The following is a 20091-nucleotide window of genomic DNA, read 5'->3' on the forward strand; positions in this document are numbered from 1 at the left end:
TTGTCCCATTATTGATAATAATCAATCCTATTTTTATCAATAGAATAGGATTGATTCTCTATTTACACTGTTAAAATTGATATATTAATTTTAAGGTGTGTATGTCTATTCATTCTCTTGCTTTCGAAAAACCGATTGTTGAACTCAATGAAAAAATTGATGCATTAGTTGCATACAAGCAACAAGGGCATGCTTCTGAAATAAAACTTGAAGAAGAGATCCAACTTCTTGAAGAAAAAAGTGTTTCATTAACAAAAAAAATATTTTCATCATTGAGCGCATGGGAAATTGTGCAATTGGCTAGGCATCCATTACGTCCCTATACTCTTGATTATATTCCGTTAATTTTTACTGAATTTGAAGAGCTGGCTGGAGATCGCGCATTTGCCGATGATAAAGCCCTTGTGGGGGGACTGGCTCGTTTGGATGGACGCCCTGTAATGGTTTTAGGGCAGCAAAAAGGACGAGATACCAAAGAAAAAGTGATGAGAAACTTTGGGATGCCTTCTCCAGAGGGATACCGAAAAGCATTGCGATTAATGAAAATGGCGGAGCGATTTCATTTACCTGTGGTGGTTTTTACTGATTCTGCGGGAGCATATCCGGGAGTTGGCGCCGAGGAACGGGGTCAAGCTGAAGCTATCGCAAGAAATATTATGGAAATGTCCCATTTAAAAACGCCTATTATTTGCGTGATCACAGGGGAAGGTTGTTCAGGCGGCGCATTAGGTATTGGGGTTGGCGATAGAATTAATATGCTGCAATACAGTACCTATGCAGCAATATCACCAGAAGGCTGTGCATCTATTTTATGGAAAGATTCCCAAAAAGCCCAAATAGCGGCTGAGACGATGGGAATGACAGCGACTAGATTAAAAGAGTTGGCAATTATTGATACAATTATCCCAGAGCCATTAGGCGGCGCACATCGTAATTATCAATTAGCTGCACAACATCTGAAACAACAATTACTGGCGGATTTAGCGGAGCTAAGCCAACTCGATATTGATTCATTGCTCACTCAGCGTTACCAAAAAATAATGGCATTTGGTTACTGCTAATGTTATTAGTGCCTTATTAGTCATAACGAATTAGGTAGTCAAATGCGGGTTGATTTGAATTTATTACGCATTTTTGTCGCAGTGGCGTCACAAGGTAGCTTTGCGAATGCAGCAAAGTTACTCTCTATGCCAACATCAAATATTAGTCGCGCCATAAAGCAGTTAGAAGCGCAATTAAATTGTCAACTTATTGAACGTACAACAAGACAAATGCGTTTAACCGAGCAAGGGGCTTTATTGCTGAAAAAAAGCCATAAACTATATAGTGAGTTAGAAGAAACACTGCAACAAATTCGTGATCCGAGAGAGCTCAGTGGAACCTTAAGGCTCACTATTCCCAGTGAGTCTGGAAGCTTGTTATTGGCAGAGTTACTGGCCAGATTTGCCGTCGAAAACCCCAAATTAGCTATCCATTGTGATACCCAATTAGTTCCCTTGGATGTCATCAGTGACGATATCGATTTATTACTGACATTTCATCGTGGGGATCTGGCTGATAGCCGTTACCACTCAAAACTTCTTAAATCATGGGAAAGTGTCGTCGTGGCTTCTCCGGAGTTAATTAAAACGACAGGGCTCCCTAAAACGATTAGCCAATTATCCGAGATGCCGTGTATTTCTAGTTTAAGTGCATTGCATGGGCAGCCGTGGATATTTTTAGAAAAAAATGGGCAACAGAAAAAAGTTATTGTGACGAGCCAATATAGAGTAAATAGTGGAATGCTTGCGAGTGTAGGGGCAATTAACGGCTTAGGATACGCAATATTATCGAAAGAGGCTTGTCAGGATAATCTTCAGCAAGGGAAATTAGTCGAAATTCATTTTGAAAATATTCAACCAGCTCCCATTGAGTTGCGAGCAGTCTATGCCACTCGCCGTTCACTATCACCGATAGTCGATAAATTTCTTAGTTATTTAACGCAAAACTTATAGGGAAAATGGATTGTTTTCCCCTTTATATGGATAGTGTTTAAGCACCACGTAAGCGGATAGTGAGTCCTTTAAGCAGGTAGCGTAGCAATTGATCCCCGCATTCGCGGTAATTTTTATGACCTGGTTTACGGAAAATAGCATTTAGCTCAGGCTTGGATACACGAAAATCAACTAACTGATAAAGTTCAGTCATATCAACATCTTTAAGCTCGAAGGCTACCCGTAATTTTTTCATAATAATGTTATTACTCAAACGAGTCTCTACTTCAGGCATCGGACGCTCTTCATCTTTGCCTCGGCGAAAATAAATCAATCCATTAAGAAAATGTCCAAGTACATTGTCATTACATTCGACATAATCAGGATCTGTGTCTTTTTTAAGCCAAAGAACCATTTCTTCTTTAGTGACCGTTAAGTCTGCAAGTTTTACGATATCAACCATCTGAGCATCGCTCAAATCCAACATATAGCGAACACTTCGTAAAACATAGTTATTCAACATGGGGTAAATTTTCCAATAAATGGTACAAAAAATAAGCTTAAAATAGCAAATGAGGGGGCATTATAAAGCAAAGGTAGCCACCGATGCTTTATAATTTACGCAATATAAGAAAACAATTATGCCATAAAGTAAATCAGCCCATAGAAAAAGACTAATGTTAATCCTACTGTTAGCAGCATATTTTTAAGTATGGATGCTACAACCACACAAAATAGCGCTCCCCATAAATAAGGGTTATCCGGGAAACTACGAATTTCATGATTTTCTAGCAAAATAACGGGAGCACAAATGGCTGTTAGTAAACAGGGAGCTGAATAACTTAGGGCCTGTCGAACGATTAAAGGCAACCGTATAGGTAATTGAGGAATAAGGAAAACATAGCGCAAAGAAAAAACGACCGCGGTTAAGCTAATTATCAAAATCCAGATCATTTTTCTTCTCCGAATAAACGTGCAACCCCAACAGAAACAAACATTCCACCCACACCGGCAATGACAATCGCACTGCTAATTGAATACATTGAGAGGGTGATGGCAGTAACCAGCGAAAATAATACTCCACAAGCCGTACTGATCTTTTTGGTTAATGGCACTACGATAGCTAATAAAGTTGCTACAACAGAAAAATCGAGATGCAACTTACTCAGATCTCCCACGAGATTAGCCATGACAATGCCGCATAAGCTAGTAACCAACCAAACAAGATAAAAGCTAAAGCCAGCGCCAAATAAGTAGGGGAAACTTAATGCTTGTCGTTTGGCTGCACTGATGGCAAATAACTCATCGGTTAATAAGAATCCAATGCTTAATCTCTGTGGCGCAGTGAAATTTTTCACGTGTGGGCGCAGGGTTAATCCGTATAGCAGATGTTGAGAGGTAATAAAAAATACAGAAATGATGATAGTGATATAGCCCGCCCCTGAGTTTAGCAGTCCCAAAGTGACTAATTGCGCTGCACCAGCAAAAACCATTGCAGACATTGCAATACTTTGCCAAAACGTTAATCCCGTTTCTACTGCCATTGAGCCTGCTAAAACTCCCCAAGGGATAACGGCAAGGTTTAACGGTAAAGTGTGGACTGCACCATCCATTAGGGCTTGTTGCCAAGGTTTTTGTTGCTGAACTGACATTATTAATACCTATTTATTAATGAAGCTGAATTTATTTTATGGAAGAGAGCAAACAACACATCTACAGCTATTTGCTTAAAATCATTTTTGGATAATAAACGGTAGCTACTCATGTTATATCTTGAAATCTAAAACAATTCACTATCCTCATTCATGGTAATTAACCGGAATTAGATATCGAGTTTTAATTTTTATTCAGAATAAAATATTGCTTTAATTTTGTTTTTGGCTTGCTTCTGATTGCCATCATAAAATTGGTTTTTTGTTTCATATTATAACTATGATTCAATTGGTTTAATCTGGGTTTTTTGAATAAATTAAAATTTAAATTTGTTATATCACTAATAATATAGTGATATCTTTTATTGAAAATGAAAGGTGTGTATCATAGTCTCTATTCAGTATGAATGTGAATTTATTGTTATAACTTTTATTGAGTTAGCGGGTTTCCTATGCTTGAAAATCTAGGTATTACAAACTTATGGACTTATCTTATCGGTGTGATTTTTATTACTCTGGTACCAGGCCCTAATTCTCTATTTGTTTTAACAAGCAGTGCAAAATATGGTGTAAAAAATGGATATAAAGCAGCATTAGGTGTATTTACAGGTGATGCATTGCTCATTTTTTTATCATTTTTAGGTGTGGCGTCTTTAGTCAAAACCTCACCAATATTTTTTAGTGTTATTAAATATGCTGGTGCCGCCTACTTATTTTATTTAGGTATTAAAACGCTATATTCGGTATTACATAAAAAAGAGTCAGCAACAGATGTTGATAGCATCATTTTAGAAACTAAAGGAACCTATAAAAAGGCGGTCGTCCTAAGTCTGTTAAATCCTAAAATGATTATTTTTTATGTCTCATTCTTTATCCAATTTATTGATCCTGCATATCCAAACGCAGGCGTACCATTCTTTGTATTGGGCGTGATCTTGGAAGCGTGCAGTATGTTTTATTTATCTATGCTGATATTTGGTGCAGTCGCAGTGACCAACATGGTTAAGCATAATAAAAAATTATCCAAGTTTTCAAATAGCTGTATTGGCGCTGTATTTTTAATGTTTGGTGCAAAATTGGCATTGACCGCCTAATTAGTATCCTCATACCTCTAACTCCCCGAAATTTGGTGTAGTTCTCATTTTCGGGGAGCCCTGTTTTATTATTTCTACCCGTGTTTTATGTCTCTATCTTCTTGAGTAACTGATGTGAATCTTGCAAGTAAGGGTAAGATTTTCTTTTTTAAATCATCCATAAAGCTATAAATTACAGGCACAAATAGCAAACTGAGCAACGTAGAGCTTATTAACCCACCAATAACCGCAACCGCCATAGGTGCTCTAAAACCTGAGTCTGCACCGCTAGTCAGCACTAATGGTATCATGCCAGCAATCATAGCTAATGTTGTCATAATGATAGGGCGAATACGTTCTTGGCCGGCTTCAATAATTGCAGCGTCACGGGGTAATCCGGCGCGCTCTTTCTCTAAAATAAACTCAACTAATAAAATCGAGTTTTTAGTGACTATTCCCATTAGCATTAGTATTCCGATAATGACGGGTAAGTCGATCATGGCGTCATAAAGTACTAAGGCAATAATAGCGCCGCCAATTGAGAACGGAAGGGCTGCTAAGATGGTAATTGGTTGGATAAAATCCTTAAAAAGGATAACAAGAATCGCAAAAACCAATAATATGCTAAATATCATCGTTGAACTAAACCGCTCAAACATATCAAGCATATATTCCATGTCGCCATATTCCAGCGGTTCAACGCTTATAGGTAAGGATTGATACTCTGGCAAAGCCATCACATTTTCTATTGCTTCACCTAAAGTCAGGCCTTCTAAGTTACCTTCGATAGACATTTTTCTTGAACGATTAATCCGGTCTATTTGGGATGGACCATCGCTGAAATCGATGCTAGCTACCGATTTAATAGGAACTGTTTGTTGTTCATTATTGCGGACATATAAATTATTTAAAACATCCACATCGTCTTTTTGGTAGTCAGGCAAAGTGACCTGTAAAGCTAATTGCCGCTCTGGTAAATTGAATTTTGCACTACGTGAGTTGGATTCACCAATAGTTGCAACCCGCAGAGTATTCGCTATTTCTTCGACATTTACCGCGGTTCTTCCCAAATCCGGTAAGTTAGGCGAGACGATGAGTTCTTTACGCAATAACGGTTTGACGACTCGTGCATTATTAATTCCTTTAACGGTTGCAACCGCATCTCGCAATTTGTGCATAGCAATTTCTAATTCATCAGGATTGGATCCAGTAAACGTGAGTGAAAATTCTTTATTGCCATCACTGTTGCTAAAGGTATATCGGGCATCAGGATTTTGTTGCAACAAATAAGAGATCGAATTTTCAAATTGCTTTTGTGACATTTTTCGCTCATTAGGAGCCGTTAATGTCAGTATCAATTGACCTTTATGCTGAGCAATACCATCAGCATCGTCACTGATCCCTGCAATGGTATATATTGATTTAATTTCCGAGCGATCTTTTAGTTTTAGCGCCATATTCTTAATGGCTTGTTGTGTCTTTTCCACAGGTGTTCCCGGCGGAAACTCCACCTCAATCTGACTAACACTCATATCACCATCAGGCATAAAACCTACAGGTAAATAAGTTATGCTAGACATTGAGCCGATTAAAAAGATTAAGGCTAAAGCTAAAGCGAGTTTTCTGTGCTTCAGTGTTACAGATAATAACTGCGTATATTTTTTAATCCATTTAGGAATAGAATTTGAGTGGTTAATATTTTTTGTTGGTAGCAATACATAGGCAGCCATTAATGGTGTGACTAATCTGGCAACGAGTAATGAGGAAAGCACCGCTGCGGAAACGGTAATACCAAAAGGAACAAAGTATTTACCGATAAAACCACCAATAAAGCTGACAGGTAAAAAGACGGCAACAATGGTAAGGGTAATGGCCACTATAGCAAACCCAATAGCATCCGAGGCTTTTAATGCGGCTAAATATGGGCGTTCACCACGCTCGATATATTTTTGAATATTTTCAATTTCAACGATGGCATCATCGACTAAAATGCCAATCACTAAGGTGAGGGCGAGTAGAGTTATGCTATTTAGTGTGTAATCGAAAATAGCCAATATAAAGAATGTTGGAAGAATAGAAAGCGGCAATGCGACTGCTGCAATAAGAGTTGCACGCCAACTTTTTAAGAAAAAGAAGACAATTATGATGGTAAGAAATGCACCTTCTAATAAGGTCTGAATGGTTAAATGGTAGCTAGATTCGGTATATTTCACTGTCGATGATACTAACTGAATCGACATTTCAGGGTGTTTAAGCCTGAGTTGTTCAAGTGCCTGTTCAACACCTTTAGCAACCTCAGTATCACTAGAGTTTTTCGCACGAAAAACAGCAAAACCCACGACATCTTCATTATTTAACTGTGAAATTGTCTTGGCTGTTTTTTGCCCTTGGTAAATGGTCGCAATATCATCAAGTTTTATCCAACGTTGGTCACCAATAGGAAGCTGAATATTTTTAATATCATCAACGCTCTTTTTTTCACCTAAAATCCGAATCGTGTGTTGCAGTGAATTGTATTTTGAAGAACCTCCAGCCGAATTTTGATGAACACTTCTTAGTAATTCATTGATACCAACAATTGACAGCTGTAATGATGCGAGTTTATTTGCATCTGGTTCTACGCGGATCACGCTATCCGCACCGCCTAGACGACTCACTTTTTGTACGCCGGGTGTCATTATTAACTGTTTACTAATCGTGTCATCAACAAACCATGAAAGGTCGGCAATAGATTGAGTATCAGAAGAAATCGCGTAACGTAATATTGCACCACCTTCAATATCAATTCGATTGATTAACGGTTCATCAATGGTTTGCGGTAAATCACTCCTGATTTGAGCTATTTGTTCTCGGATATCATTGGTCGCAATGTAAGCGTCAATATTTAAATCAAACTCGATTGCAGTGGTTGAAATACCCTCGGTTATTGTCGATGAAATATGGCGAATTCCAGGAATGCCCGAAACAGCACGTTCTACGGGTTTAGTAATTGCATTTTCCATTTCTGTCGGTGATGAACCGTCTTGAGTGATGGTGACGGTGACAATTGGAAAGTTAATCACTGGGTTAGCAGTAACAGGTAATTGGTTAAATGAAAATATTCCAGCGATGGTGAGTGCGAGAAAAATCACGATAGTTGGAATCGGGCGAGTAATTGCCCATGACGATAATTGCAGTTTCATTGACTATCCTTGACTGGCGTCACTGCATCATTTTCAGTTAAAAAAGCTTGTGCATTAGTGACTACATAAATATCGAGGGATATCGGCGATAATATTTCAACTAAACCGCTGTGAGGTTTTCCGATAGTGACTGTTTGTTGTTTTACTGTATTATTTTCAACGATAAAAATAATACGTATGCCATTATTGAGTGTTCGAATGGCACTGTATGGCAAGGTTATTTGTGGCTTCGCTGCATACGAAATCATCGCTATGCCCGATTCACCTACCTGAATTGGGGATTGATTTCCCTCTAAACTGATACGTATTTTCCCTTGCTGAGAGAGTGAGTCCACTTTAGGGGATAGATAACGTAGAGTTCCAGATAATTGCTGATTGTCTTCGGTTTTCAAGGCGATTGAATCTATACGTGATAAATTCTTTAGCTCCGAAGCATGAGCTAACCCTTCAAACTCAATTTGATTATTTTCGATAATTTTAAACAGTAGTTGATTATCAGAAAGCATTCCTCGCATGGCTAAGCGCTCACTGATTACACCCGAAACAGGCGCAATAATTCGTGATTTATCCTGTTGGCTCTGTTCTTTGGTTAATTGTGCTTGTAATTGTCGTAACTCTGCGCGGCTGGCTTCTAATAATGCGTTCGCAGCGATAGAATCCGACTTGGTTTTTTCAAACTCACTGGCAGAAATTACGCCTGATTTTGCTAATGGAATGAGTCGGTTCAATTCTTTTTGCGCTTGAACAGATAAGGCTTTTTGCTGTTTGATATAAGCCGTCGCTTTCTCTGTTTCAGCTTGTAATTGTTTAACTGACGCGGTTTGAACAGGAGATTCTAATGTCGCTAATAGTTGGTTTTTTTCTACCCATTGACCTTCTTCAACAAAAACGTCAGTCACCATTTGCTGCTGTAATGGTGACCCGATTGAAATTTCATTTTGAGCAATAAACTTTCCCGGCAAGGTGAGAGTTTGAATATATTGTGTTTTCTGTGGCTGAGCGACATTGAGGCGCATATTTTCTGAAAATGAAGAGAATGATATAAAACATAAGCATATCAAGGTAATACATAGACGGCTCATAAATAAATTTATTCCTAAAGTAGCGTTAGGAACACGTTAGTTAAAGACGCCAAGTATTACCATTAACGAAAGTTAAACCTTAATTTTTCGTTAAGCTTAGCCTGTTGTTTTATAAAAAAATAACAGCACTAGTGATAAGTAAAAATACATTTTCAAATTAGTTAATATTAAAAAATAACAAAGAGAAACCTAAAATAATGAGTAGCCCCCCAATTACGCGATCCATAGCAAGTTGATATTTTAAGATCTTATTGCGGATTAATGGTGCGGCAAAAAAGAGGGCAATCAAACTAAACCAGATCCAATGAGCAAAAGAAATAAATAATCCATAACCAAAATTTAGCCATTGTGAATTATTGGCTTGAATAACTTGAGTATAAACAGATACCACGAAAAACATGGTCTTAGGGTTTAAGGCATTGGTTAAAAAACCGGTTTTAAATGCGCTTAATATTGATGGTTCAATAAAGTCGCTAATTTTATCTTCAGTACTGATTAGCGTTTTGTTTGTTAATGATTTATAGCCAATATAAACCAAATAGCCAACACCCAGGAGCTTTACGACAAGAAATAGCATGGGGGAGCTCATAATAATCAGCGTGACCCCAAAAATGGTATATAGCACGTGAACTTGTACCCCTATAGCTATACCTAGAGCACAAAATAACCCAATTTTACGACCATAAGAGTAGCTATTTTTAGTTACCATAGCAAAATCAGGTCCAGGACTAATCACAGCGAGGATCGTGATAGTTGCGACAGCAAGAATTTCATTCATAGTTAATATCCTAAAGACAATGAAAACTGACTTAAATATTGATGAAAGATAAGTCAATCAATCTAATTTGAGAGTTTTATTATCAATAGATTGCAGATATTGGAAAAGCGATTTATCCTCATGTAAATCTGTCAGATTTCGTTACCTATTTATGAAACTACCTCCATTAGCCTCATTACGTTTTTTTGACGTGGCCGCACGTTACGAAAGCTTTGTGAAAGCGGCACAAGAATTGCACGTTACACACAGCGCAATTAGCCGTCAGATCCGATTACTTGAGGAACACCTCGGTATTCATTTGTTTGAGCGACGAAATCGCGCTATTTTCTTGACGTTAGAAGGAAAATTGTTATTTCAAACAACAACTAGTATGTTTCAACAACTTGCAGAAACAGTAAAGCAACTAGAGCAGCCACCGGACATACAAGTCGTGAATTTATCTTGTGAGCCCACCATAGCGATGAAATGGCTGATCCCGAGATTGACCGATTTTTATCGGCAATATCCAGATATTACCGTTCACTTAATTGCGGCTGGCGGACCTATCGATTTTGCTAAAACGGGGGTTGATTTGGCTCTACGACGCAATGATTTCAAATGGAATGATAATATTCATTCAACACGAATTTGCGCAGAGAGAATGGGAGTCGTCAAACGTGTCGATGATACGCCATATCAGCGAATGAATTTACTGACTCCGTCATCTCGGCCAACAGTATGGGAAACATGGCAGTCTCGAACTGGTGTGAATCTGCAAGGCAATAAACGGATTAATTTTGAGCACTTTTATTTGTGCCTACAAGCCGCGTTGGCAGGGCAAGGAATCGCAATTGCTTCATTTTTGATGGTTGCCGATGAGATTAAGTCAGGACAGTTAATGGCTCCTGAAGGTTTTATAGAAGATGGTTCGGCCTACTATATTCTCGCGCCTAAGATGTTAAATGCACACTGTGCAGGGGGAATTTTCATGGAATGGTTAATCGAGAATGTGAATCAAAGCCTACAGCTGACTCAGTAGAAGACCGAGAATTTATACCAGCATGCAAATTTGGTTATTAAATCATCGAACCTCCATAAGAAACAAAGTTTTTATGACATAACTATTTCTCTGCATGCTATATTTCCTTGATATATTTTGATGTTTTCAAGTTGGAGTAAATAATGAGCAAAATCCGGGTTGGTGTCATTTTTGGTGGAAAATCGACTGAACATGAGGTTTCTCTTCAGTCAGCTAAAAATATTATTAATGGTTTAGATCGTAACAAATTTGATGTGTGCTTGATTGGTATTAATAAAGAGGGGCAATGGCATGAATATGATGAAGCCAACTTTTTAGTCCACGGTGATGACCCTGCCCATATTGCATTAAACACTCCAAAACGCAGCATTGCTATCGTTCCTGGAAAGCAAAAAGAACAATTTATCTCTCTGGAAGATGCTAAGTCACTCCCGCAAATTGATGTTGTTTTTCCTATTGTTCATGGCAATCTGGGAGAAGATGGTTCACTTCAAGGCCTATTACGTATGGCGAATCTGCCATTTGTAGGCCCGGGTGTTTTAGGTTCTTCTGCCTGTATGGATAAAGACGTTACCAAACGCTTATTACGTGATGCTGGTTTAAATATTGCACCATTTATCACGGTATTAAAAAGTGGGCGAGAGCAAATTAGCTATGCTGCAACCGTTGAAAAACTGGGCTTACCATTGTTTATTAAACCTGCCAATCAAGGCTCTTCCGTTGGCATCAGCAAAGTAAACAATGAGAGCGAGTTTTATGCTGCGCTAGATTTTGCATTCCTATTTGATGTTAAAGTGTTGATTGAAAGTGCAGTGAAAGGGCGAGAAATTGAGTGCGCAGTTTTAGGGAATGAACAGCCACTCGCTAGCCCGTGTGGTGAAATTGTTTTACACGATAGTTTTTATGCTTACCACACTAAGTATATTGATGAAAACGGAGCCTCTGTTGTTGCTCCCGCCGATTTAGACGAAGCTGTTAGTGAAAAAATTCGTCAAATTGCCCTAGAAGCCTATCAAGCCTTAAATTGTAGCGGCATGTCCCGTGTTGACGTATTTTTAACTGATACTAATGATGTGGTTATCAATGAAATTAATACATTACCGGGCTTCACGAATATTAGTATGTATCCTAAATTATGGCAGCAAGGCGGAATGACATATCAAGAGCTGATTAGTCGTTTAATTGAGCTGGGAATGGAAAAATTCGAGCAAACGGCGTCGTTAAAAACGGCATGTGATGAAATTTAATCACTAACACTTTGCCGATAGTTTTTAGCTATCGGCAAAGTGTGGTAGTAATCCATTTTTAAATCAATCACTGAGTGTTATTTTCACACCAAACATAATTGATATAACGAAATAGTGGTTCGAAACCAAATTTCTTATAAAGATCAAATCCTGCTTCAGAAGCATCCAAGAAACAATGCTCAACTCGCTGTTGCCGGCAAAATGCTAATGCATAATCAATCAGTTGAGACGCATAGCCTTTTCCCTGAAACCTAGGTTCTGTACCAATATCATCAAATCGAGCAAGTTCGCCTTCAATGGTTATCGTCATTGATGTGGCGGGTTCACCATCAACTAACAGTACAAAGTGAAATTGTGGAGCACCTTGTTGTAGGGCATCTTCATGATAACGAACATATTCTTGGATAACTAAGTCATGTTCTTCTGAGAGATAAAATGCAGAAACTAAAGGTTTAGCCCAGAGGGAAAGGTCATGGTTGGCTAAAACAATATCAACTTGATTGTCGGGTAAATTTACGTCTTTTTGCTGGGATAATGAGAGTGCCATTGCGGTTGTGACGCTGTCACGTTTATAGTTAAGAGCTTCAATATCTTTGACCACTTTTAGCAACATTTCTTCAGGGATTACCAATGTGTGGTTCTTTTTTTGTGCCACAAACAGATTATAAGCCTGCATAAACGCGTGATGTGTGGAATCAGGCTGTAAGTAGATAAAGTTAAACGCAGGAGAATTCAGCGGGGTCAAATAACAGATTGTATGTTGTGCAATTTGTATGCTGTGCTCACAAATCGAGGTCCAAAACGTCTTTTCGATCGATTGGTAATGTCGTAAATAGTAGAGCGGAATATTCATGTCTCAGTTACCTGATGTAAAGCGTGTTAATCGATATGGGGTTAATATAGCGTGTTTGATCCCATGTAAGATTGTTATTTAACTTATTGGTACTAAAGCCATTGATGTATATCTACTGATAATATATCAACCCTCAAAATCATCAACACTTTCGATGATTGCTATCTCATCTTCTGGCCTAGGTCGCATTCCTATGTAAAGATTTTCAATTCAATATCTATAAATCATATTAGCAAGGTCAACAGGTCATTTTGTGCGGTATACATGTCCCCTTGCTAAATTGTATTATTTGGTCAGTTTACGCTGAGCGATAATTTTTTCTGTAGCTAGATGATACTATCTAATTAATTTATTTGTTATGGTAGCTTTAATTCAATCATCGTATTTGCATGAATATGCTACTTGATTGGGATTTAAGTTATCTACAAAAGAAATCATGGATACTGTTGAATAATACGCTGTATTTTCAGATTAAATATCAAGCTTATTGAGATGCAATAATGAAAAAAATTATTTTTATAGCCATGTGTGTATTTAGCTATCCCGTGACTACATTATCTGAAACTACCAATTATGAAAAACAAGTGCTGAAGAGTGGCGAAAAAGAGATCCATTATTACTTGTTGAAAAACACATCAAAAAAAACTGAAAATTTGTTAGTTTTAATTCAAGGGTCAGATTGTAAAAGTATCTTAAATAATCAAAATATAATGGCGAACTTTAGCCAGATATTACCCAATAGTGATGTTTTACTAGTAGAAAAAACAGGGTTAACCCCTCAAGCGGGTAAGGAAAATGAAAGTGCGTTAACTGAAGATTGTCCAATAGTCTATATGCAAAATGATTCTTACTATGAAAGGGTTGATAACTACATAACAGTCTTAAATGAAATAAAAAAAGACTATAAAAACATTGTGTTACTGGGTGGTAGTGAAGGTGCAATAGTGACAAATATTATTGCATCAAAAATTGATTTTATTGATGCATCAATTTCACTCAATGGTGGTGGGCAATATTTTATTGATGACGTTATTTATAGTATAAAAAACAGTGTTCCATCAGAGGAAGTTGAAGCATCAACTGAAGAATTTAAACAGTTCGCGAATGCTGTATTACAGAATCAATTAGAGGATGACCAATTTCCTAGCAACCATGGAAAAAATTGGTGGTATGAAGCTCTGACAATTGATAATAAAAAGTTGCTTGAATCAGTGAACAAACCGCATTTAGTGATCCAGACATTAGCAGATATTAATGTTGATGTTGAAAGTTCAGAGAAAATGATGAATGACATTGCTAATCCGAATATAACGTATAAAACCTATCCAACATTAGATCATTATTTTAAAGACAGCTCTGGGAATAATCATACTTCAGTTATAGTCAATGATATTCAACATTGGTATACAACGATTAAAGTGAAATAAATAAAATAAAAATATGCCCAACTGAAATCGGTTGGGCAACATTTTATTCGGATATATAGCTGTAATAATTAAAGATAGGCTTAAATCCTAATTTACTATACACAGAGAGCCCATCGCTAGATGCTTCTAAATAACACCGCTTTATATCGTGTTGATGGCATATGTGGAGAGCGTGTTTGATCAACATAGTTGCAAGGCCTTTGCGTTGATATTCAATATCAGTACCAATATCATCTAAACGGGCCAGATCCTTATAAATCGTAAGCGTTAAACTGGTGACAGGGCGCTGATGATGGAATAAGACCAAGTGCAGTATATTGATATTTTTATCCAGCGCACGCTGATGATAGCGAATATATTGATCAATAACAGATTCTTCATCTTTGACCTCAACATCAGAGTCTACTGGAAATGCAGTAACTAATGGTTCAGCCCAACATGATAAATTTTGGTTACATTGTTCAATGTGATAAAAATCAGGTAAACAGCATGGCGTCTGCTTAATGAAACCCTGTTGTTCTAATACCATCGCTGTTGATTCACCATCATTAACAAGTTGATACTCTTGAATCAACGCTGAAAATTTAGCTAATTCCGCAGAGTGGACAACTAAAACGTAGGGCTTTGATTGTTGCTTAAATAAGTCATTCGCCACTTCAAAACTGGCTGTCGTCGCTCCTGAGTGTAAATAAATATAGTTGAATATGGGCATATTTAGCTCAGAGAAGTGGGCGACAGTTGTCGGTGTAATATCATAGGTTGATAAACAAATAGCAGACCAAAAATGATGCTCAAGTGTATAAAAATTTTTTTCGTTATACGTTATTGCAGTGTGATCTGAAAAATTCATGGTAAACCTTATAATATTGATAATCGAAAGATTGCTGTTGATATACTACATGGGATAGCATTTATTGAATTAAGAGAAGATTAAGGAAAAACGGTGAAAAATATCCCAGACACAATTACTTTTTTTGAACGTTTATTGCCATTAGTAGTTTCTGGCGAGAAAGTGATTACTATTCGTGATCAAAGTGAAAGCCATTATGTTCCTGGCTCTATTGTTAAAGTTTATGCGCTAGAAACGGGAAAATACTATACCGATATTGAAATACTCTCGGTTGAGCCGCTCAACTATGACGATATTTCTGACTATCATGCCATACAAGAAGCGATGACATTAGATACATTGAAAAATTTAATCCGCGAGATTTATCCAACAGAAGATTGCTTGTATATCATTCATTATCGCCTAACAAATTTAGTCCGGTAATCGAACACTTATTTTTTCTACCAGTTTGATGAATGCCTTTGCCGCTGGAGAAGCTTCATTCTGGTTATTCATCGCCAATGCGACATTTCTCTCAACTTTGGGAGATAAAGGCTTGATGACTAAATTTGTTGTCCCTTCGGGAATGGCGAGTTGAGCAACAATAGAGACCGCTTCTCCACGGGCGACTAAGGCAAAAGTACTCAGTAACTGGCGTGTTCTAAAATGGATTTGGGGCGTCAGTTTTTGTGCAGAAAATAAATCCATGACTGTTTTCCCTGATCCTGCTTGGGTCAGATTAAATGGATAATCGCATAATTGCTTCAGTGTTACGCTATCATATTCCGCAAGAGGGTGCCCTAACGGTAATATCGCAACAAATTGATCTTGCCTTATTTTAAACGTTTCAAATCGCTCATCGGGTAATACGACAAATCCGATATCAACACGTTTTTCTTGCAGCCAGCGAGCCACACTTTCGTCATCGCCTTCATCGACAATAATATTAATAAAAGGATATTGTTGGCGAAAAGCATTAAGCAGTGGAGGGAGAATTGTCATAGAAGATCCTGGGCCAAATGAACCTATCCTCAAAATACCTTTTTTTAAACCATTAGCTGCAAGTGATTCCTGTTTCATTGCTTCTTGAATGCTCAGCATATGATGAGCACGAATCAGTAATGAATGCCCAATTTCAGTCAGTGATATTTGATTTTGTTCACGAGTAAATAAACTGATATTTAAATCTTTTTCGAGAGATTTAATCGCATGGGAAACGGCAGATTGGGAAATATTTAAGCGCATTGCGGCCAATGTAAAGCTTTTCAATTCAGCAACAATAGTAAATATCTCAAGTTGTCCAAGTGTCATGAGTAAATGCTCATTTGATTATGATAGTAGATAACAAATAACTTATCTGTCTTATTGCATTGGGTCAATAAAATGCAAACTTTCTTATTCTAAGAGGCAGAAATGGAAAAAGGTAAAATAGTCACTCAGAAAGTACCCATTAATCTGATGATGTTACAGATGGTTTTTGTCTCTATTATTTGGGGCGGAACCTTTATTGCTGGCAGGGTATTACAAACGGATATTTCCCCATTATTATCAGCCACAATACGCTTTATATTTGCTAGCATAGCGCTGATTTCACTACTTAGCTTAACCAAGATTGGTTGGAAAAAAATCACATTATCCCAGTTAGGGCAAATCATGTTACTCGGTACGAGCGGGATATTTGTTTACCAAATTTTATTTTTCTACGGGTTACAGGTTATTCCTGCATCGAGAGCAGCACTATTAGTTGCCATTAATCCAGCGATGATTGCCTTAATTTCTTTTTTACTTTGGAAAGAAAAAGTCACGCAGATTAAAGGGGTCGGTATCTTACTTTGTGTCACGGGGGCGGTAATACTACTGTCCGATCAAAGCTCAGATACCCGTGGTTTTCTGACGAACAAAGGTGACTTAGCGATATTGGGTTGCGTAGTGAGTTGGGGGATCTATACGGTTGCTGGCAAGCATGTTATTCGTGAAGTTGGTGCACTGCATACGGTTACTTACGCTGTTTTATTTGGGACATTGTTACTTATTTTAGTCTCGGGAATGACAGGTGTATTGACAATAGAAGGTATTACACATTTATCCTCCAATGATTTTATTAGCTTAGTTTATTTGGGCATCTTAGGCTCTGCATTGGCATATGTTTGGTACTACCAAGGTGTCGATAAGTTAGGTGCAGCCAATGCTGGCTCATTTATTGCACTTAATCCGTTAACGGCAGTTATCATCGGTACACTCTTTTTAAATGAGAAAATCACGGCAATGGTTTTATTGGGGGGCTGTGTAATTGTACTTGGCTTAGTGATTACGAATCGGAAAAGTACAGATAAATAAAACGCTCTATGGGGGAATTAATCTCCCATAGAGCCCTAAAATTAGTTTATCGTTTTGTTGATTTCAGCATAGGCAAATAGTGCTTGTGCGCCACCAGTATGGACAAATAATACGGGTGTTTTTTCTGATGAGTTATCGAGATAATCGATTAAACCAGCCATCGCTTTACCCGTATAAACGGGGTCCAGTAGGATGCCTTCTTTTTGCGCTAGCAATTTAATGGCATCTAAACCACCACGGTTTGGCATGCCATACATAGGCGCAAAGAAGTTATCCCATAAGGTAATTTTTGGTGTTTTTTCAATCTGTAGTAACTTAGCTAAATCATGTTGCAGTTTTTCAACTTTTGGCGCTTGATCTTGCTGCTTACGAGAAACTGTCACACCGATAAGTTGTGAGTTAGGGAGTAACTCTTGCAGTCCGATAGCGAGCCCTGCATGGGTTCCTGCGCTACCCGATGCGACAATAATCTTATCAAATTCAATATCAGTGGGCTTTTGCTGCGCAATTTCAATGGCACATTGAACGTAGCCTAATGCACCAATATCATTCGAACCGCCCACGGGCACAATATAGGCATCGTTAAGATTTAATGATTCAATTAAATCTGCCATTTGAGCTTGAGGGTCGGTTAATTCATCGCACATTACGCACTGAGTATCAAATAAATCGGTGAGTAATTTATTTCCATTGCTTAGAAAATTATGATCTTCGCTTTGAATTGGATTCTCTAATAACGCAACACATTTTAATCCATACATTGCGGCGACAGCTGCAGTCTGTCTCACATGGTTAGATTGAATGGCACCTGCGGTGACAATAATTTTTGCATTTTTTTCGAGTGCATCAGCCATTAAAAATTCGAGTTTACGTAACTTATTGCCACCCATAGCAAGAGGGGTCATATCATCGCGTTTAATATAAATTTCGCGCCCATACAAACGAGATAAATTATCTAGTCGATTCAGTGGGGTCGATGCTTTAAGCAAGTCAACTTTAGCGAATTGAGTTAATTTTTGTTGAAGTGACATCTAAATTCCCCTGTATTAATTGGTAAAACCTAAATAGAGATAAATCGCAAGAACCACGCTTGCGGTAACTATTGCATACGGCATTTGAGTACGAATATGTTCAATATGGTCACAATCTGTCGCCATTGATGCCACGATCGCATCGGCTGAAATGGGTGAAGTCATATCGCCAAAAATAGAACCAGAGATAGCGGCGCCAATCATATATTCTATTGGCATACCCACAGATAATCCCAACTGCACACCGATGGGGATCATTATCGCAAAAGTTCCCCAAGAGGTCCCTGTTGCGAGGGACATGATGGCGCTGATAATGAAAATGAAGCCAATAGAAAAACCAGGTGCCATTATTCCATGGGTCACTTCGGCAATATAAGCGCCGGTGTTAAGTTCCGAAGAAACATTACCCATTAAGAAGGCTAAGATCATAATCGAGCTGATTTTTAGCATACTGGCGTAGCCAATAAATAATTCTTTAAAAAAGTTATCGATATTTAGCAGCCTTCTTCCGATAAACCAGCAGAAAGAAACGGCGGTACCGAACATGACTCCCCAATAGACTGATGTTGATCCGCTACCTTTAGTAAAGTCCCCATCTCCAGTGATATAGAGGGCCACTGGCACCATTAGTACAGTAGAGAGAATAGGAATAAAAAAGTTCAGAACTGAATAGGCATTTGGGTGTTCGATTATTTCGTCTTCTTCACTTTGTTTTGTTGTGTTAGTCAGCTTTCCTGAAACAAAGTTTTGCTGGTATTTGTCTTCGGCTTTTTTCATTGGTCCCCACGAAATATTGGTGAGAACATAGAATAAAATGGTTGCGAGGGATAACCATGCCATTAAGTTATAACCGATAGACTTAATTAAAATATCAAAAGGTTCGCCAGAAATCAGTCCTTGAGAGATTTGTACTCCAATTAACCCCATAATGACCGCTCCCCAACCGTTAATAATGGCGGAAGAGCAGACCGAAACACAGGCAGTTTGAATTAAATAGGACATTTTTTCTGGAGCAACGCCATATTGTCTAGCCAAATTCTTAGTTGATGCACCAGCCACCAGCTGGTTAATTGAGCTTTCAATAAAGATCAATGATGTGATTAGAATTGCCAATAATTGTGTTGCTGTTCGATTTTTAATTAGTCTGGTTTTGTTTGTGAGAAGCTGTACGAGGGCGCGTACACCGCCCGTGACAACAACTAAGCGCATAATCCCACCGATCATGACCATAAAGACGATGGTGCGTGTATTCCCTGCGGAAGCAAATGTATCGATAATTCCGTCAACTGTACCGCGAACACCCAGTAAAATATTGTGATCGTTGATAACAGTGAAGCCAACCAAGATCCCTAACATCAATGAGAGCATCACTTGCCGGGTTAGGATCGCCAAAAGAATAGTGACGATGGGAGTGATGATTGTCCAAATACCGTAGTCCTGCATGTGTTTACCTTGGTTATTTTTATAATATGATGTGTTGTTTATAAGTGTCAGGAAATCATAGCATTGATGGATACAGGCTGTGGGATCTTTTCATAAAATTGCAGCAGATTGTTACAAATTCATCAGCAAGGTGGGGAAAACTACCAATAAATTATCCTCCAATAAA

The 20091-nt window shown here is 38.1% G+C and carries 19 protein-coding genes; 8 read left to right on the forward strand and 11 right to left on the reverse strand.

Features of this window, described 5'->3' with window-relative positions; all coding sequences use genetic code 11:
- Positions 1-101: 101 nt before the first annotated feature.
- A complete protein-coding gene (accA, locus tag EL244_RS08970) occupies positions 102-1061 on the forward strand; it encodes an acetyl-CoA carboxylase carboxyl transferase subunit alpha (protein ID WP_126460342.1) in 960 nt (319 codons plus the stop codon).
- A 42-nt stretch (positions 1062-1103) separates the two neighbouring features.
- Positions 1104-1994, forward strand: coding sequence for a LysR family transcriptional regulator (locus EL244_RS08975; RefSeq protein WP_126460345.1), 891 nt, complete (start codon positions 1104-1106; stop codon positions 1992-1994).
- A gap of 37 nt (positions 1995-2031) precedes the next feature.
- On the opposite strand, the gene EL244_RS08980 is transcribed toward EL244_RS08975, so the two are convergent.
- The 3 genes from EL244_RS08980 to EL244_RS08990 all read right to left on the reverse strand — a co-directional run bounded on the left by EL244_RS08980 (position 2032) and on the right by EL244_RS08990 (position 3625).
- A complete protein-coding gene (locus EL244_RS08980; protein WP_039854058.1) occupies positions 2032-2496 on the reverse strand; it encodes a YehS family protein in 465 nt (154 codons plus the stop codon).
- A gap of 116 nt (positions 2497-2612) precedes the next feature.
- Complete coding sequence (locus EL244_RS08985) at positions 2613-2927, reverse strand: AzlD domain-containing protein (protein WP_112836757.1); 315 nt, start codon at positions 2925-2927, stop codon at positions 2613-2615.
- Entirely contained in the window at positions 2924-3625 is a 702-nt protein-coding gene (locus EL244_RS08990) for an AzlC family ABC transporter permease (RefSeq protein WP_112836759.1), read from the reverse strand. Before EL244_RS08990 ends, EL244_RS08985 begins: the two co-directional genes overlap by 4 nt.
- Before the next feature lie 452 nt (positions 3626-4077).
- On the opposite strand from EL244_RS08990, the gene leuE reads away from it, so the two are divergent.
- A complete protein-coding gene (gene leuE / locus EL244_RS08995) occupies positions 4078-4719 on the forward strand; it encodes a leucine efflux protein LeuE (RefSeq protein ID WP_006813004.1) in 642 nt (213 codons plus the stop codon).
- Positions 4720-4793: 74 nt separating this feature from the next.
- On the opposite strand, the gene EL244_RS09000 is transcribed toward leuE, so the two are convergent.
- The 3 genes from EL244_RS09000 to EL244_RS09010 form a co-directional block, all read right to left on the reverse strand.
- Positions 4794-7880, reverse strand: a complete 3087-nt coding sequence (locus EL244_RS09000) for an efflux RND transporter permease subunit (RefSeq protein WP_126460348.1) — start codon at positions 7878-7880, stop codon at positions 4794-4796.
- Entirely contained in the window at positions 7877-8962 is a 1086-nt protein-coding gene (locus EL244_RS09005; protein ID WP_172597515.1) for an efflux RND transporter periplasmic adaptor subunit, read from the reverse strand. The genes EL244_RS09000 and EL244_RS09005 overlap by 4 nt, the downstream gene beginning before the upstream one ends.
- Positions 8963-9119: 157 nt before the next feature.
- Positions 9120-9740 carry a LysE family translocator gene (locus EL244_RS09010; protein WP_126436812.1) on the reverse strand — a complete coding sequence of 207 codons (621 nt, stop codon included), beginning with the start codon at positions 9738-9740 and terminating at the stop codon, positions 9120-9122.
- A 151-nt stretch (positions 9741-9891) separates the two neighbouring features.
- Here EL244_RS09010 and EL244_RS09015 point away from each other — a divergent pair, with 151 nt between their 5' ends.
- Together EL244_RS09015 and ddlA are read left to right on the forward strand one after the other, a co-directional pair.
- Entirely contained in the window at positions 9892-10758 is an 867-nt protein-coding gene (locus EL244_RS09015; protein ID WP_126460350.1) for a LysR substrate-binding domain-containing protein, read from the forward strand.
- Between the two features lie 143 nt (positions 10759-10901).
- Entirely contained in the window at positions 10902-12005 is a 1104-nt protein-coding gene (gene ddlA, locus EL244_RS09020) for a D-alanine--D-alanine ligase (protein WP_126460353.1), read from the forward strand.
- Positions 12006-12072: 67 nt separating this feature from the next.
- On the opposite strand, the gene EL244_RS18315 is transcribed toward ddlA, so the two are convergent.
- Positions 12073-12858 carry a GNAT family N-acetyltransferase gene (locus tag EL244_RS18315; protein ID WP_126460356.1) on the reverse strand — a complete coding sequence of 262 codons (786 nt, stop codon included), beginning with the start codon at positions 12856-12858 and terminating at the stop codon, positions 12073-12075.
- 500 nt (positions 12859-13358) lie between these two features.
- Between EL244_RS18315 and EL244_RS09035 the strand changes: the two genes are divergently transcribed.
- The gene (locus tag EL244_RS09035) at positions 13359-14285 is read left to right on the forward strand and encodes an acyl-CoA thioester hydrolase/BAAT C-terminal domain-containing protein (RefSeq protein ID WP_126460358.1); all 927 of its coding nucleotides are present in this window, start codon (positions 13359-13361) and stop codon (positions 14283-14285) included.
- Positions 14286-14328: 43 nt separating this feature from the next.
- On the opposite strand, the gene EL244_RS09040 is transcribed toward EL244_RS09035, so the two are convergent.
- Entirely contained in the window at positions 14329-15135 is an 807-nt protein-coding gene (locus EL244_RS09040; protein WP_154600571.1) for a GNAT family N-acetyltransferase, read from the reverse strand.
- 93 nt (positions 15136-15228) lie between these two features.
- On the opposite strand from EL244_RS09040, the gene yqfB reads away from it, so the two are divergent.
- Positions 15229-15558 (forward strand): N(4)-acetylcytidine aminohydrolase, encoded by a 330-nt coding sequence (gene yqfB, locus EL244_RS09045; RefSeq protein WP_126460361.1) that lies wholly within the window; start codon positions 15229-15231, stop codon positions 15556-15558.
- Here the strand turns inward: yqfB and EL244_RS09050 are convergent.
- Positions 15547-16425: a LysR family transcriptional regulator gene (locus EL244_RS09050; RefSeq protein WP_126460364.1), complete on the reverse strand. Its 879-nt coding sequence runs from the start codon at positions 16423-16425 to the stop codon at positions 15547-15549. The genes yqfB and EL244_RS09050 overlap by 12 nt on opposite strands.
- A 102-nt stretch (positions 16426-16527) precedes the next feature.
- On the opposite strand from EL244_RS09050, the gene EL244_RS09055 reads away from it, so the two are divergent.
- A complete protein-coding gene (locus EL244_RS09055) occupies positions 16528-17451 on the forward strand; it encodes a DMT family transporter (protein ID WP_126460367.1) in 924 nt (307 codons plus the stop codon).
- Positions 17452-17492: 41 nt separating this feature from the next.
- Here the strand turns inward: EL244_RS09055 and EL244_RS09060 are convergent, their stop codons facing one another.
- Positions 17493-18482: a D-cysteine desulfhydrase gene (locus EL244_RS09060; protein WP_126460370.1), complete on the reverse strand. Its 990-nt coding sequence runs from the start codon at positions 18480-18482 to the stop codon at positions 17493-17495.
- Positions 18483-18497: 15 nt separating this feature from the next.
- Positions 18498-19925, reverse strand: coding sequence for a Na+/H+ antiporter NhaC family protein (locus tag EL244_RS09065; RefSeq protein ID WP_115164312.1), 1428 nt, complete (start codon positions 19923-19925; stop codon positions 18498-18500).
- Positions 19926-20091 lie beyond the last annotated feature (166 nt).

Origin of the sequence: Providencia rustigianii (assembly GCF_900637755.1) — a bacterium.
In the GTDB taxonomy this organism is placed as follows: Bacteria; Pseudomonadota; Gammaproteobacteria; order Enterobacterales; family Enterobacteriaceae; genus Providencia; species Providencia rustigianii.